We start from the raw sequence: 13901 nt of genomic DNA, 5'->3' as shown, positions 1-13901 counted from the left end.
TCATAATAACAATCAGGATTTTTTGTGATTAACTAATAGGGCATGATTTTATCAACAGGTGTTGGTGTCTTAATCTTTGGCAGAATTTTATCTAGTGTTACTGTACGCTTAATCTCGTGTGTAGATGGATCATTTTCATCAAATTGATCAAGGAAGTTAATAACCTCTTTTACAATTGGTGTTGGCGTAGAAGCACCTGCTGTTACAGCAACGATGTTGATACCTTTTAACCATTCTACTTTTAGCTCTGAAACATCTGCAATTCGATAGGATGGTGTTCCTGCAATTTCTACAGAAACTTGTGTTAAGCGGTTCGAGTTATTGGATTTAGGATCACCTACAACAATAAGTAAATCCGCTTCACCTGCTTGCTGTGCAACAGCCTCTTGACGTACTTGTGTAGCTAAACAGATCTCTTTGTGTACCTCAATATGTGGGAATTTTTCTTTTAAACTATCCATTAAATGGGCGACATCCCATTGGCTCATTGTCGTTTGATTTGTGACAAGTAATTTATCATTCGTTAATTGTAAAGCATCAATATCGTTAGAAGACTGTACTAAGTGGACATGATCCGGGGCAACGCCAATAGCACCCTCTGGTTCGGGATGTCCTTTTTTACCAATATAAATAATGTCATAGCCTTCTGCTGATTTTTCACGAATTAAATCGTGGGTAACTGTTACATCAGGACATGTAGCATCAATGGACACTAAGCCTTTTCGCTTCGCAATCTCACGAATTTCCGGTGAAACACCATGTGCTGTAAAAATGACAGTACCTGTTTCAACTTGTTCAATAATTTCTAGGCGGTTATCACCATCTAACGTGATGATCCCATCCTCTTCAAACGCATCTGTGACGTGTTTATTATGCACAATCATCCCTAAGATGTAGATAGGTCTTGGTAATGTTTTATCAAGTGCGGCGTTACGAGCGATCACCATCGCATCCACAACACCGTAGCAATAGCCACGTGGATTAATTTTTAATACTTGCATGGTGGTTGTGACTCCTTTCAAGCTTACCTATCTACATTATAACGGACAGTGACAGTGAATACAAAGAAACGTTCATTTACATTGGTGGTTGGAAAATACGTGGTTTAGATGGAAGTGGCTCGGGAGGCGTAAATGATGCACTTTGCCTAGATGACCGTCTACTTCCAGCAGCCTTACTATCGCTTCCTGCTGCTTCTGTTGCTCCACCACCAGCGGAAGGAAGTCCTTGGAATCCTTTATACAATTTTAAAAGTGATGGAATATTTTTCACCATCGGCATAGCTTGTTGGATATAAGGGGTATAGGTTTTGGCTGTATTAAATAAACTGTTGGCTTGCTGTAAAAATGAACCGACTTTCGAAGCTTCTTGCACAGGTGGCATCGGCATTTGCCCTCCAAATGAACCTATTCCATTAGCCATTGGAAAGCCGCCTGGAATTCGTGGTTGAACAGGGAAGCCTCCAGGCGGGAAAAAGGACTGTGGCGACATCTGTGGAGGTGTTTGCATGGGCATGGGCATTCTCATGCCACCCGGATACATTGGGTATGGATAAGGTGGTCGAAATACCATAATGATCTCCTTTCTACTTGTTTTTCATTGATGACATACCTGACTATAGCTATGATATGCAAAGGCTAATAGGAGGGTTCAATAAAGCTACATAAAAGCAAAATGTAATCTGGAATTTGTAAAGTAGAAGTCCAAATACAGCTAGACCTTAGGCTCCATATTCATTCATCCTCTTCATGATAGCGAAGCATTCGATAGCCTACCCGTACATGTGTCTGAATAAGTTTGGGCTGTGCTGGATTAACTTCTATTTTTTTTCGAAGTGTAGCCATAAATACTCGTAAACTTGGAACATCTGATTGAAGAGCGTTTTGCCAGATTTCCTTTAAAATATAATTATGTGTTAGAACTTTCCCAACATTTTTGGATAAAACAATTAAAAGCTTATATTCAATCGGCGTCACATGTATTTCTTTTCCATTTACAAATACTGTATGATCAACATAATTAATTTGAAGATAACCATTTGTGAAAATGGGATTCTCTTTTTCAAGTGGTTGTTCATAGGCCATTCTTCTTAAGGCAACCCGAATTCTTGCTAATAATTCTTCCACACTAAATGGCTTTGTTACATAATCATCTGCACCTGCATCCAAAGCATTAATTTTATCATGTTCTTCTCCACGAGCACTTACGACGATAATTGGTGTTTGATTCCAACTTCTAATTTTTGTGATTAGTTCTACGCCATCTATATCTGGTAGACCTAAATCTAAAATAAAAACGTCAGGTTTTATGGTAAGAGCCTTTTGAAGGGCACTATTACCATCACGTGCAATGTCGAATTCATAATGGTTTGTCGCTAATGTCATTTTAATTAAATTGGCAATTGCTACATCGTCCTCAACTACTAGAATTCTTTTACTCATCAAATTTCATTACTCCTTTTTTCAGCGAAAAGTTAAAAATCGTTCCTTGTGGTTTATTATCTGAAACGTTTATGCTGCTACCATGTAATTTTAAAATTGTTTGACAGAGTGCTAAGCCTAAACCAAGACCACGTCTACTATCACTGCGTTGTACTTTTCCAGTTGTAAATGGCTCAAACAAGCTACTTTTTAAAGCGTCATCGATTCCAGGCCCATTGTCAGAAATACTAAAACTTACGAATCCATCTGATTCTTTCACTATGATCGTAATGGCACTACCTGGTGGGGTGTAAGTCAATGCATTATCGATGATATTAATGAAAACTTGTATGATGAGTCGAGCATCCATTAAAGCAAATAAAAACTCAGGTTTAATTTCATAAGATATTTTATGTGTATTGTTTTGACGAATAACATGGGAAAGTGCCTCTTGAATAATATCTTCTACTAGTTCAATTTGCATTTCTAACGCAAATTGCCCATCCTCTAACTTAGATACAGCTAGTAAATTTTCAACCATTTGTACAAGCCATTTTGAATTTTTATAAATATCTTCATACAATTTATTTTTTTCAATCTCTGGTATTAATGCTGCATTGTTGAGTAAGATATCTGCATTTCCAGAGATAGCAGTGAGTGGTGTCCTAAGGTCATGAGAGATTGCACGTAAAAGGTTAGCTCGCATCTGTTCCATTTCAGCTTCTCGCGCTACTTCCTCATTAAGTTTCTGTAAATACCATTTATCCAAAGCGAATGAAAAATCATTAATAATGGCGTGCAAAATATTGCGCTCAAATGCAGGCAATGGGGAAACTTTAGATAGGGCAATACCTATAACACCCTTCACATCTCCATTAGAAATAACAGGTATATAATAAGCGTTCACTTCAGGAAAGATGTCTGTAGATACACCTGCTACATGCCTATTATTTGTAACCCAACTAACAACACCACATTCATTTGGATTATCGAAAAGTACAGCTATTTTTTGATTTTCACTACTAGACATTGTTTCAGTACGAAAGAAAGATGATTTCTCAATTACCTGGTTATTTATTTCGAAAAATTGTACAGGCTTTTCTACTAATTTAACAATTTGAGACATGCCTTCAACTATTATTTCTTCAATAGACTTAGCATGTTGAAGCCTACGATTTGTTTCAAGGAGCACCTCCATTCGATAAGATTTACGAATGGCTATAATGGTTTGCTCCTTTATCTTCTTTGTTAAGCTACTCGTAATTACGCCAGAGATAAACATGATAAAAAATGTCATTGGATAGTCACGATGATAAGCATCAAATGAAAATCGAGGCTCTGTAAAAAAGTAATTAAAAAGTAAGACAGCAATAATGGAGTTAATAATACTCATCATCGATCCAGTTGACCAAATAGCAAGGATGAGGACCCCTAAAATGTAAATTGTAATGATGTTTGACTCGCTTATACCAATTGTATATAGATATAAGCCGACAATTGATATGAAGCAAAATACGATAAACATTTTGAACAAATCAAGCCATTCAAATGATAATTTATTACTTATACTAGGAAAATAAAATGGTTCATTTTCTTGATCTGGTACTATGTGTAAGGCTAAGTTCGGAACAAATTCATTCAGGCGGTCACTTATTTTTGTGCTTGGTCGCCACCATTTTTTCCTCATACTTGTTCGTCCGATAACAAGTTTCGTGACCCCACTAATTTGAGCATAATTAGCAAGGGCTGCTGCTACGTCGTCTTCTTGAACGATGACGACATGGCCGCCAAGCTGTTCCACAAGTTTAATGTGTTGTTGTAATCGTTCTGAATTTGCACTACTTCCTTCTTGCTCCTGCAGGTTTTGTACATAAAGAGCAGTAAATTTACCGTGTAATGCTTGTGCAAGTCTTGCAGTGGTTCTAATAACTTTTGCATTTGTAGGAGAACTACTGATACCAACTAGTAGGTGTTCTTCAATTTGTACAGAGTGTTTGACAGATTCATGGTTGTTTATTTGTTTATAGTTGATTGTATCCGCTGCTCTACGTAATGCAATTTCTCGTAATGATACTAAATTTTGTTTGCGGAAAAAAGAATGCAGTGCTTTTTCCGCTTGTTGTTTTGCATAAACTTTACCTTCTTGTAGGCGTTGTATTAGTTCATCTGGTTCAATATCTACAACTTTTATTTGAGATGCTTGATCAATTAAGTAATCAGGGATACGCTCTCGTACTTTAATGTCAGTAATTTCTTCTACTAAGTCATGAAGGCTTTCAATATGTTGAATATTTACAGTTGTATAAACATGAATCCCCTTTGACAGTAGTTCTTCAACATCTCCAAAACGCTTCTTGTGCCGCATTGTTGGAACATTGGAATGTGCCAATTCATCGATAAGAACAATTTCTGGCTTGCGCTGCAATACGGCATCAATATCTAATTCATAAAAAGCTTTTCCTCTATAGGTTATTTTTTTCGTCGGAATTTGCTCTAGCCCTTCTAGTAAAGCTAACGTATCTGGACGAGGATGTTGTTCTACATAGCCAATCACCACATCTTTACCTAATTTTTGAGCTTGATGTGCTGCATCTAACATTGCGTAAGTTTTACCTACTCCAGCAGCATAACCGAGAAAGATTTTTAAATTCCCTAAAATTTGTTGCTCCTGTTGAAGTCTTGCTAAAAACATCTCAGGAGTTGGACGTGTATTTTCCATCCTCGTTCACCTCATTTGTATTATAGCGTTAACTCCCATTAAGAAAGTATAAAGATTTTGCCTCTTTATGCTTTCTTAATAGAAAAGTAGATTTCCTAACACTACATTAATTTGAAAGTCAGTATGATGAGAACAACCTAAATGAAGGAGGGGTATTTTATTGATGGACTTTTATATGGTTGTATTGTTACTGATAAGCTTCGGAAGTCTTTTGTCATTAACTACATGGTGCTTCAAACTAGTGGATGAGCAATAAGGAGGAGATAGGAATGTGGATTTTTATCGGGATTGTACTTGTATTCTTGTTTGGTTATCTAGGGCATGCATTACTTTGTCCTGAAAATTATTAAAGGCTGTTAGGAGGTAATGCACTATGTGGCAAATAGCCATAGTATTAATTATTTATTTACCGCTCGTTATCTTAACTGGGCATTATCTATATCGGGTAACATTACATCAAAAAACATGGCTTGATCCTATTTTAGACAAAGTTGATGCAGTAATTTATAAATTGTGTGGCATTAAACAAGTAGATATGAATGGTAAAGAATATGTACTTTCATTAATACTTACAAATGCAATTATGGTTTTTATTGGATATTTTTTGTTGCGCATTCAATCATTCCTGTTTTTAAATCCAAATAATATTAGCAATATGGAAGCTACACTTTCATTTAACACGATTATTTCTTTTATAACCAATACAAATCTTCAACATTATAGCGGTGAATCTGGACTCAGTTATTTATCACAGATGCTAGTCATTATCTTCATGATGTTTACATCTGCAGCTACTGGTTATGCAGCTTGTATGGCGTTTTGTCGTCGCCTTGTTGCGAAAACAGATACTATTGGGAATTTCTTTATTGATTTTGTTCGTGTTATTACGCGTATTTTAATGCCTATCTCCATCATTGTTGCCATTATTTTAGTATCTCAAGGGACACCACAAACCTTAAGTGCAAATAAAACAGTACAAACGATCGAAGGAAAATTACAAGATATTGCACTTGGACCTGTTGCTTCTCTAGAATCGATTAAGCATATAGGTACGAATGGTGGGGGCTTTAACGGAGCCAATTCAACAACACCTTTTGAAAATCCAACCGTTCTCTCAAATATAGTGGAGATGTTATCGATGATGCTATTGCCGGGCGCTTGTGTAGTTGCCTTTAGTTTGATGATTGCTTATAGAAAAAAGAAAACTATTTTTGGAAAACAAGGTTTAGCTATTTTTGCAGCAATGAGTATATTGTTTCTACTCGGATTAGTGACTGTGTACATAGCAGAGAAGGCTGGTAATCCAATTATAAGTGAACTCGGTATAACACAGGAGCTAGGGAGCATGGAAGGAAAAGAAATGCGTTTTGGAGTAGTACAATCAGCATTATTTACCACTGTCACTACTGCGTTTACAACAGGATCTGTTAACAATATGCACGATACATTGACGCCTCTTGGGGGTCTAGTACCGATGTTTAATATGATGCTAAATGTTGTGTTTGGTGGTAAAGGGGTCGGCCTGATGAACATGATGATGTATGTTCTACTAACAATTTTTATTGCCTGTTTAATGATTGGGCGATCTCCTCAGTTTTTAGGTAAAAAGATTGAAGAGAAAGAAATGAAATTAATTGCTCTATGCATTTTGATTCATCCGGCTATTATTTTGCTATTTTCAGCACTAGCAGTTGTAACACCAACAGGAATAGCAGGCATAACGAATCCAGGTGCTCACGGATTATCACAGGTTTTATATGAATTTGCTTCAGCCTCTGCCAACAACGGCTCAGGGTTCGAAGGGTTAGCAGATAATTCCACATTTTGGAACGTGACAACAGGACTTGCAATGTTCTTTGGACGATATTTAACCATTATCATTCAACTTGCGATTGCGTCACTACTTGCCAAAAAATTTTGGCACAGTGATTCAATAGGAACATTAAAAACGGATAATACTACTTTTACTTTTTTACTAGTGGCTATCGTTTTAATGATTGGTGCATTAACATTTTTACCAGCTTTAGCACTTGGTCCAATTACAGAGCATTTACAACTTTATTCTTAATGGAGGAGTGAGCATATGGAAACAGTAAGAAAGAGTTTTTTGACAAGTAAGATGCTGAAAAATGCAATGATAGACGCTTTAAAAAAGTTTAGTCCCACTTATATGCTAAAAAATCCTGTTATGTTTGTTGTAGAAGTAGGATTTTTGTTTGTGGTGCTATTAGTTCTTTTTCCAAATATGTTTGGGAGTGTAGTAGAAGAACATGCTCGATTATACAATGGAATAGTTGCTATCCTACTTTTTGTTACAATTCTATTTGCTAATTTTGCAGAGTCAATTGCAGAAGGAAGAGGTAAAGCACAAGTTCAAACTTTAAAAAAAACAAAGACAGTGACACAGGCTCGTGTGTTGCTTCATGATGGTACGGAAATCCTTAAACAGGCCAATGACCTTAAAAAAGGAGATATTGTATTAGTTCAAGCTGGAGAGGTAATTCCAAATGATGGGGAAGTCATTGATGGCATTGCTACTGTGGATGAATCGGCAATAACAGGTGAATCTGCCCCTGTTGTAAAAGAACGAGGTGGCGATTTTTCATCCGTTACGGGTGGTACGACGGTTACGAGTGATTGGTTGATGATTGAAATTACTTCATTGCCTGGCGAATCATTTCTGGATAAAATGATTACGCTAATTGAAGGGGCTAGCCGTAAGAAAACACCAAATGAAATAGCCCTTAATACACTTCTAGTAAGTTTAACAATTATCTTTCTGTTAGTGGTAGTGTCCCTCTATCCAATGACTATGTATTTGAATGTGCCAATTTCTATCGCAACATTAATAGCACTTACAGTTTGTTTAATTCCTACAACGATTGGTGGATTATTATCCGCAATTGGTATTGCAGGTATGGATAGGGTAACACAATTTAACGTCATCGCAATGTCTGGGAGAGCGGTGGAAGCCTGTGGAGATGTGGATACATTAATCTTAGATAAGACTGGCACGATAACATATGGCAATCGAATGGCAGCTGAGTTTCTACCAGTAAAAGGAATTGCCAGGGAAGAGTTAATGCAAGCTGCATGGCTTAGTTCTCTAACAGATGATACACCTGAGGGAAAATCTATCTTATCGCTTGCTTGCGAATTAGGGGTGAATACGGACGGTGAAAAAAGCATTATCCAGACAAGTAAACATATTCCCTTCACTGCACAAACACGAATGAGTGGCTTGGATAGGGTGGATGGCACAAAAATTCGAAAAGGTGCCTATGATACGATAAAAAGAGAGAGTTTGAAGGCAGGGTACAGTATTCCTTCAAATCTAGAGTTGCTGGTTCAACAAGTATCTACAGTAGGGGGGACGCCTCTGGTCGTAGCACTGAATGATAAAATTTTAGGCGTTATTTATCTAAAGGATATTGTCAAGGCTGGACTAAAGGAACGTTTTGAACAGCTTCGTGAAATGGGGATTAAAACCATTATGTGTACAGGAGATAATCCACTTACAGCAGCAGCCATTGCAAAGGAAGCTGGAGTAGATAGCTTTATCGCAGAAAGCAAACCTGAGGATAAGATTCAAGTCATTAAGGATGAACAGGCACAAGGGAAGGTAGTAGCAATGACTGGTGATGGTACAAATGATGCACCAGCGTTAGCGCAGGCCAATGTTGGTCTTGCAATGAATTCAGGTACAAATGCAGCAAAAGAAGCAGCTAATATGGTTGATTTAGATTCAAATCCAACTAAAATTATTGAAATTGTAGAGATAGGGAAGCAGCTTCTGATGACACGTGGCGCTTTAACAACATTTAGTATCGCTAACGATATAGCAAAATATTTTGCCATCATACCTGCTATGTTGATGGTGGCTGTACCTGAGATGAGCGCATTAAACATAATGAAACTTAATTCTTCAACAAGTGCGATTATTTCTGCCTTAATTTTTAATGCAGTCATTATTCCCTTGTTAATTCCAATTGCAATAAAGGGAGTAACGTATAAACCAATGAGTGCTACAAAACTTTTGAATAAAAATTTATTAGTCTATGGTATAGGTGGTATTATAGCTCCTTTTATTGGGATTAAGTTAATTGACATACTAGTTGGTCCACTATGCCGTAGTTTTGGGCTATAGGAGGAAGGTACATGCGAAAACTATTTATGAACTTAAAGCAAGCAATTCTGATTACAATAACAATGTTTATACTGTGTGGGCTAATCTACCCTTTTGCGGTGACTGCTTTAGCTCAAGGATTACTCCATCATCAAGCAAATGGTAGTTTACTAGAAATCAATGGTAAAGCTGTTGGTTCAGAACTGATCGGTCAATCCTTTTCAGCACCATCATATTTCTGGGGACGTGTTTCAGCCATTCATTATAATGTTTATACTGAGGATGATACGGTACCAGACAAAAATGGTCAGTTAAATTATAGTGGTGTGACTTCTGGAACTTTTAACTATGCACCATCTAATCCAGAATTGAAGAAGCGAATTGAAGCAGATATCAAGAAGTTTCTACATGCAAACCCAACAGTAAAACGCCAAGATATACCTGCAGATTTAATGACAGCTTCTGGCTCAGGGCTGGATCCACATATTAGTGTGAAGGCTGCAAACATTCAAGTGAAGCGCATTGCCCTAGCAAGCGGTCTTTCAGAAGAAGAGATTGAAAAAATCATTGAAGAAAATACGGAGAAACGAACACTAGGAATCTTTGGAGAAAATAAAGTGAACGTTCTAATGGCGAATTTAACTATCATGAAAAAAATGGATAATAGACAAGAATAATAACTATAAAATCAGGTAGAGAAATGCTTTATTCTCTACCTGATCGTATTTTATGCTTGAGAATTTACAAGAATTTTAATATGATTACGTTCCTTCATTAATGCCTCAAAGCCTTCTGTTACCACTTCATCAAGAGCAATTCGTTTCGTAACAAGCTTGTCTGCAGGGAAGTAACCTTGGGTCATCAGCTCCATTACGGCTGGGAAAATATCGCGGTAGGCAATAATTCCTTTGACTGTTCGCTCTGATAGAACGATATTGTTCGGTTGGATAGCAGCTGTAGACTCCCAAATCGACACGATGATTGTTTCACCTTCAAAAGTTGTTGAGTCAATAGCTTGTTGTAATACCACAGGAACGCCCGTTACTTCAAAGGCAACATCTACACCACCATTTGTTAATTCATGTAGACGCGCAACGGCATCTTCCTCTTTAGGATTAATGACGGCTGTTGCACCAAGTTCTAAAGCTTTTGCGGCACGCTCTGCTGAAAGCTCTACAGCATAGATTTCTGATGCGCCCGCTGCACGTAATGCTTCAATGACAAGTAGCCCGATTGGTCCTGTTCCAAAGACGGCAGCTTTGTCACCGGCTTTTAATTTACTTTGACGCACGGCATGTAAAGCGACTGCTGCTGGTTCAACAAGTGCTCCTTGCTCATAAGAAAGCCCTTCTGGCATTTTGTGAACCATTTTTTCATCTACCATTGTATATTCGGAGAATCCACCGCCACCGCCTGAAAGACCGTGAAAACCTAAATGTTTACAAATATTATATTTACCTTTTTTACAGGCAGCACATTCGCCACATGCAAGGATTGGTTCTACTACTACAGGATCACCGATTTTAACAGATGTAACACCATCGCCAATTTCAACTACTTCACCTGAAAATTCATGTCCCATTACAATAGGTGCTATGTCTTTACTTACATAGTGAGGTTGCTCCACTGGAATAAAGATTGGCCCAGCTGCGTATTCATGTAAATCACTGCCACAAATCCCTGTCCAATGTACTTTGATTTTTACTTTTCCAGGTGCGATGACTGGTTCTTCAATGTTTTCTACACGGATGTCTTTTGCTTTATACCATCTTGCTGCTTTCATAATCTACCAACCTCCCATAATATCTTACAGCTCTATCATAACATGTGGGGAATCTGCTAATCATTAGTTCCCTATAAATTGACATAAAAATTACATATTACAAGCGTTTTCGAACATTGTTACAGCGCTTTTTTGATTGCATATTCTGCGTATTTCAAGTACCTTTGATAAGGGCTTTGTTACGGTGATAATAAAACATTAAAAATATGTTTATGCTAGTAAGAAATAGGACGTAAATATACCTTAAAGTTCGAATCATGGTACAATGAAAAAGATGTTAGGAGGAACGAATGATGTCAAAATATACTGATTATAATTTTCAGCCATTTTTGCAGGACGCCATTGCAAATCTTGGCTTTACAGAACCGACACCAATTCAAAAAGAAATTATTCCGCTTTTATTAAAAGGGAAAAGTGCTATTGGACAGGCACATACAGGAACAGGGAAAACACATAGTTTTTTAATTCCAATTGTTCAACGTATTGATGTAGAAAAACAGGAAGTACAGGCCGTTATTACTTCTCCTACACGAGAGTTAGCACAGCAAATTTTTGATGCATTAAATCAATTAATAGAAGGAACAGCTATTCAAGCAAAACTATTTATTGGGGGTACGGACAAACAACGCTCCATTGATAAATTAAAAACACAGCCACAAATTGTTGTTGGAACACCAGGACGTATTCGTGACCTTGTTTCAGCACAAGCGCTATTTGTGCATACAGCACCAATTTTAGTTGTCGATGAAGCGGATCTAGCTTTTGATATGGGCTTCATTGAAGAGATTGATGGATTTGCTTCACAGATGCCCGAAAAGCTTGAAATGTATGTTTTCTCTGCAACAATACCAGAAAAACTTCAGCCGTTTTTAAAGAAATACATGGAAGCACCAGTGCATGTCCATATGAATGATAAACGACCAGTGGCAGAAGGTATCGATTTTGTACTTGTACCAGTGCGCTCAAAATCTCGTAATAAACGTTTATTAGAAGTCATTGAGGGCATTAATCCCTTTTTAGCTGTTATCTTTACCAACACACGTAAGACAGCAGAACACGTTGCTGGCTATTTAAATGAGCATGGTATCCGTTGTGGCCAAATTCACGGTGATTTAAGTCCACGTGATCGTAAAAAAATGATGAAGCAAATCCGTGATCTTGACTACCAATACATTGTAGCAACTGACTTAGCTGCTCGTGGTATTGATATCCAAGGCATTTCTCATGTTATTAACTACGAGATTCCAGAAGACTTAGAATTCTTTATTCACCGCGTTGGTCGAACAGCGCGTGCAGGCAATAAAGGGACAGCCATTACTTTATTTGAGCCATCAGATGAGGATGCAGTAGTTCGCGTAGAAAAAATGGGCATTCCTTTTGTACAAAAAGATGTAAAAGATGGCGAATGGTCAGAGTTAAAAGAGCGTCATGCCCGTAAAAATCGTGTGAAGCAAGAGAATGAAATTGATGTGAAAGCAAAAGCGTTGGTACGTAAGCCTAAAAAGGTAAAACCTGGCTATAAACGTAATATGAAATGGGAAATGGAAAAAATTAAAAAACGTGAACGTCGCTTAAAGGCACGCGGTAAAAAATAAGGGGGCTTTTCCATGTTACTTGGCTCACATGTTTCGATGAGCGGGAAAGAAATGCTACTTGGCTCTAGTAAAGAGGCACTGTCATACGGAGCCAATACATTTATGATTTATACTGGAGCACCGCAAAATACACGTCGCAAAGCCATTGCTGACTTAAACATTATGAATGGACTCCTGCATATGAAAGAGCATGGGATGACCAATATTGTTGTACATGCACCTTACATTATTAATATTGGCAATACGGAAAAACCAGAAACATTCCGTCTCGGTGTAGATTTTCTACAATCGGAAATTGAACGTACTGCTGCACTGGAGGCAACGCAAATTGTTTTACACCCTGGTGCCCATGTAGGAGCTGGTGCTGATGCTGGTATTGCTAAAATTATTGAAGGTTTAAATGAGGTATTGTCTCAGGACTATCCCGTTCAAATTGCATTAGAAACCATGGCAGGGAAGGGGACAGAATGTGGACGTTCCTTTGAAGAACTTGCTAAAATTATTGATGGTGTAACGAATAACGAGCGACTTTCTATATGCTTTGATACCTGTCATACACATGATGCTGGCTATAATATCGTGGAAGATTTTGATGGTGTATTAAACGAATTTGATAAAATTATAGGCGTGGAACGCATTAAAGTATTGCATATCAATGACTCCAAAAATGTGCGCGGTGCAGGTAAGGATCGTCACGAAAATATTGGCTTTGGTCATATTGGCTTTGATGCCCTTAACTATGTAGTACACCATCCACAATTAATGGATGTTCCTAAAATTTTAGAAACACCCTTTGTCCCTCTCAAGAGTGACGCTAAATCTAAGGTAGCTCCGTATAAAGTGGAAATCGATATGTTACGAAGCGGTACTTTTAAACCTGAGCATATTGAAGCTTTAAAAGGCTAACAGAAATAACCCGAAATCAGGCTAGTTCTGATTTCGGGCTTTTTTTATTTTGTAAACAAGGCGATAAGTTGACGAGAGCGCTTTCTTCCTAAAACGGCCTCCACTTCAACAAGAATATCTTTAGGAATACCTAAAAATAGCCAAGAAAATGAGAATTGCTCCAAATAAGGTCGAAGTTTTTTTACTTCAGAAGTCGTAATGCTAAAGCCTTCTTCACGAGCAATCGCGACAATTTCCTTATCCGTGCTTTGTGCTAATTGCTGTAAAAATTGAATACTCAAAGTCAATCCTCCTTTATCTCATTAATTTTCACGAAATCATTTATACACTTGCAATCAGCTATTCGAAAAAG

The 13901-nt window shown here is 37.6% G+C and carries 11 protein-coding genes; 5 read left to right on the top strand and 6 right to left on the bottom strand.

Annotated features, from left to right (window positions below):
- Window positions 1-32 precede the first annotated feature (32 nt).
- From BFM98_RS02305 to BFM98_RS02290, 4 genes are all read right to left on the bottom strand, one after another.
- Window positions 33-1001 (bottom strand): 4-hydroxy-3-methylbut-2-enyl diphosphate reductase, encoded by a 969-nt coding sequence (locus BFM98_RS02305; protein ID WP_048392210.1) that lies wholly within the window; start codon window positions 999-1001, stop codon window positions 33-35.
- 76 nt (window positions 1002-1077) lie between these two features.
- Window positions 1078-1572, bottom strand: coding sequence for a VrrA/YqfQ family protein (gene vrrA / locus BFM98_RS02300; protein WP_004227219.1), 495 nt, complete (start codon window positions 1570-1572; stop codon window positions 1078-1080).
- A 161-nt stretch (window positions 1573-1733) separates the two neighbouring features.
- Window positions 1734-2441, bottom strand: coding sequence for a response regulator transcription factor (locus BFM98_RS02295; RefSeq protein ID WP_004227221.1), 708 nt, complete (start codon window positions 2439-2441; stop codon window positions 1734-1736).
- Window positions 2434-5139 carry a sensor histidine kinase gene (locus BFM98_RS02290; RefSeq protein ID WP_066036440.1) on the bottom strand — a complete coding sequence of 902 codons (2706 nt, stop codon included), beginning with the start codon at window positions 5137-5139 and terminating at the stop codon, window positions 2434-2436. Before BFM98_RS02290 ends, BFM98_RS02295 begins: the two co-directional genes overlap by 8 nt.
- 373 nt (window positions 5140-5512) lie before the next feature.
- Between BFM98_RS02290 and kdpA the strand changes: the two genes are divergently transcribed.
- The 3 genes from kdpA to kdpC are packed head-to-tail and all read left to right on the top strand — an operon-like array spanning window position 5513 to window position 9942.
- The gene (gene kdpA, locus BFM98_RS02285; RefSeq protein ID WP_054550105.1) at window positions 5513-7207 is read left to right on the top strand and encodes a potassium-transporting ATPase subunit KdpA; all 1695 of its coding nucleotides are present in this window, start codon (window positions 5513-5515) and stop codon (window positions 7205-7207) included.
- Window positions 7208-7222: 15 nt separating this feature from the next.
- The gene (gene kdpB, locus BFM98_RS02280) at window positions 7223-9286 is read left to right on the top strand and encodes a potassium-transporting ATPase subunit KdpB (protein ID WP_054550106.1); all 2064 of its coding nucleotides are present in this window, start codon (window positions 7223-7225) and stop codon (window positions 9284-9286) included.
- An 11-nt stretch (window positions 9287-9297) separates the two neighbouring features.
- Window positions 9298-9942, top strand: coding sequence for a potassium-transporting ATPase subunit KdpC (kdpC, locus tag BFM98_RS02275; protein ID WP_048392214.1), 645 nt, complete (start codon window positions 9298-9300; stop codon window positions 9940-9942).
- A gap of 50 nt (window positions 9943-9992) precedes the next feature.
- On the opposite strand, the gene BFM98_RS02270 is transcribed toward kdpC, so the two are convergent.
- The gene (locus tag BFM98_RS02270) at window positions 9993-11048 is read right to left on the bottom strand and encodes a 2,3-butanediol dehydrogenase (protein WP_048392215.1); all 1056 of its coding nucleotides are present in this window, start codon (window positions 11046-11048) and stop codon (window positions 9993-9995) included.
- A 293-nt stretch (window positions 11049-11341) separates the two neighbouring features.
- Here BFM98_RS02270 and BFM98_RS02265 point away from each other — a divergent pair, with 293 nt between their 5' ends.
- Together BFM98_RS02265 and BFM98_RS02260 are read left to right on the top strand one after the other, a co-directional pair.
- Window positions 11342-12643 carry a DEAD/DEAH box helicase gene (locus BFM98_RS02265; protein WP_048392216.1) on the top strand — a complete coding sequence of 434 codons (1302 nt, stop codon included), beginning with the start codon at window positions 11342-11344 and terminating at the stop codon, window positions 12641-12643.
- A 12-nt stretch (window positions 12644-12655) separates the two neighbouring features.
- Window positions 12656-13549, top strand: coding sequence for a deoxyribonuclease IV (locus BFM98_RS02260; protein WP_048392217.1), 894 nt, complete (start codon window positions 12656-12658; stop codon window positions 13547-13549).
- Window positions 13550-13593: 44 nt separating this feature from the next.
- Here the strand turns inward: BFM98_RS02260 and BFM98_RS02255 are convergent, their stop codons facing one another.
- The gene (locus BFM98_RS02255) at window positions 13594-13830 is read right to left on the bottom strand and encodes a Nif11 family protein (RefSeq protein ID WP_004227236.1); all 237 of its coding nucleotides are present in this window, start codon (window positions 13828-13830) and stop codon (window positions 13594-13596) included.
- Between the last annotated feature and the right edge of the window lie 71 nt (window positions 13831-13901).

It is taken from the genome of Lysinibacillus sp. AR18-8, from assembly GCF_001705465.1.
In the GTDB taxonomy this organism is placed as follows: Bacteria; Bacillota; Bacilli; order Bacillales_A; family Planococcaceae; genus Lysinibacillus; species Lysinibacillus capsici.
This window is presented reverse-complemented; position numbering and strand designations above follow the sequence as displayed.

Excerpts from the sequence above, each read along its gene's own strand:
- BFM98_RS02295 (WP_004227221.1), bottom strand. The coding sequence starts at position 2,441 with ATGAGTAAAAGAATTCTAGTAGTTGAGGACGATGTAGCAATTGCCAAT.
- kdpB (WP_054550106.1), top strand. The coding sequence starts at position 7,223 with ATGGAAACAGTAAGAAAGAGTTTTTTGACAAGTAAGATGCTGAAAAAT.
- BFM98_RS02265 (WP_048392216.1), top strand. The coding sequence starts at position 11,342 with ATGTCAAAATATACTGATTATAATTTTCAGCCATTTTTGCAGGACGCC.
- BFM98_RS02290 (WP_066036440.1), bottom strand. The coding sequence starts at position 5,139 with ATGGAAAATACACGTCCAACTCCTGAGATGTTTTTAGCAAGACTTCAA.
- vrrA (WP_004227219.1), bottom strand. The coding sequence starts at position 1,572 with ATGGTATTTCGACCACCTTATCCATACCCAATGTATCCGGGTGGCATG.
- kdpA (WP_054550105.1), top strand. The coding sequence starts at position 5,513 with ATGTGGCAAATAGCCATAGTATTAATTATTTATTTACCGCTCGTTATC.
- BFM98_RS02305 (WP_048392210.1), bottom strand. The coding sequence starts at position 1,001 with ATGCAAGTATTAAAAATTAATCCACGTGGCTATTGCTACGGTGTTGTG.
- BFM98_RS02270 (WP_048392215.1), bottom strand. The coding sequence starts at position 11,048 with ATGAAAGCAGCAAGATGGTATAAAGCAAAAGACATCCGTGTAGAAAAC.
- BFM98_RS02260 (WP_048392217.1), top strand. The coding sequence starts at position 12,656 with ATGTTACTTGGCTCACATGTTTCGATGAGCGGGAAAGAAATGCTACTT.
- kdpC (WP_048392214.1), top strand. The coding sequence starts at position 9,298 with ATGCGAAAACTATTTATGAACTTAAAGCAAGCAATTCTGATTACAATA.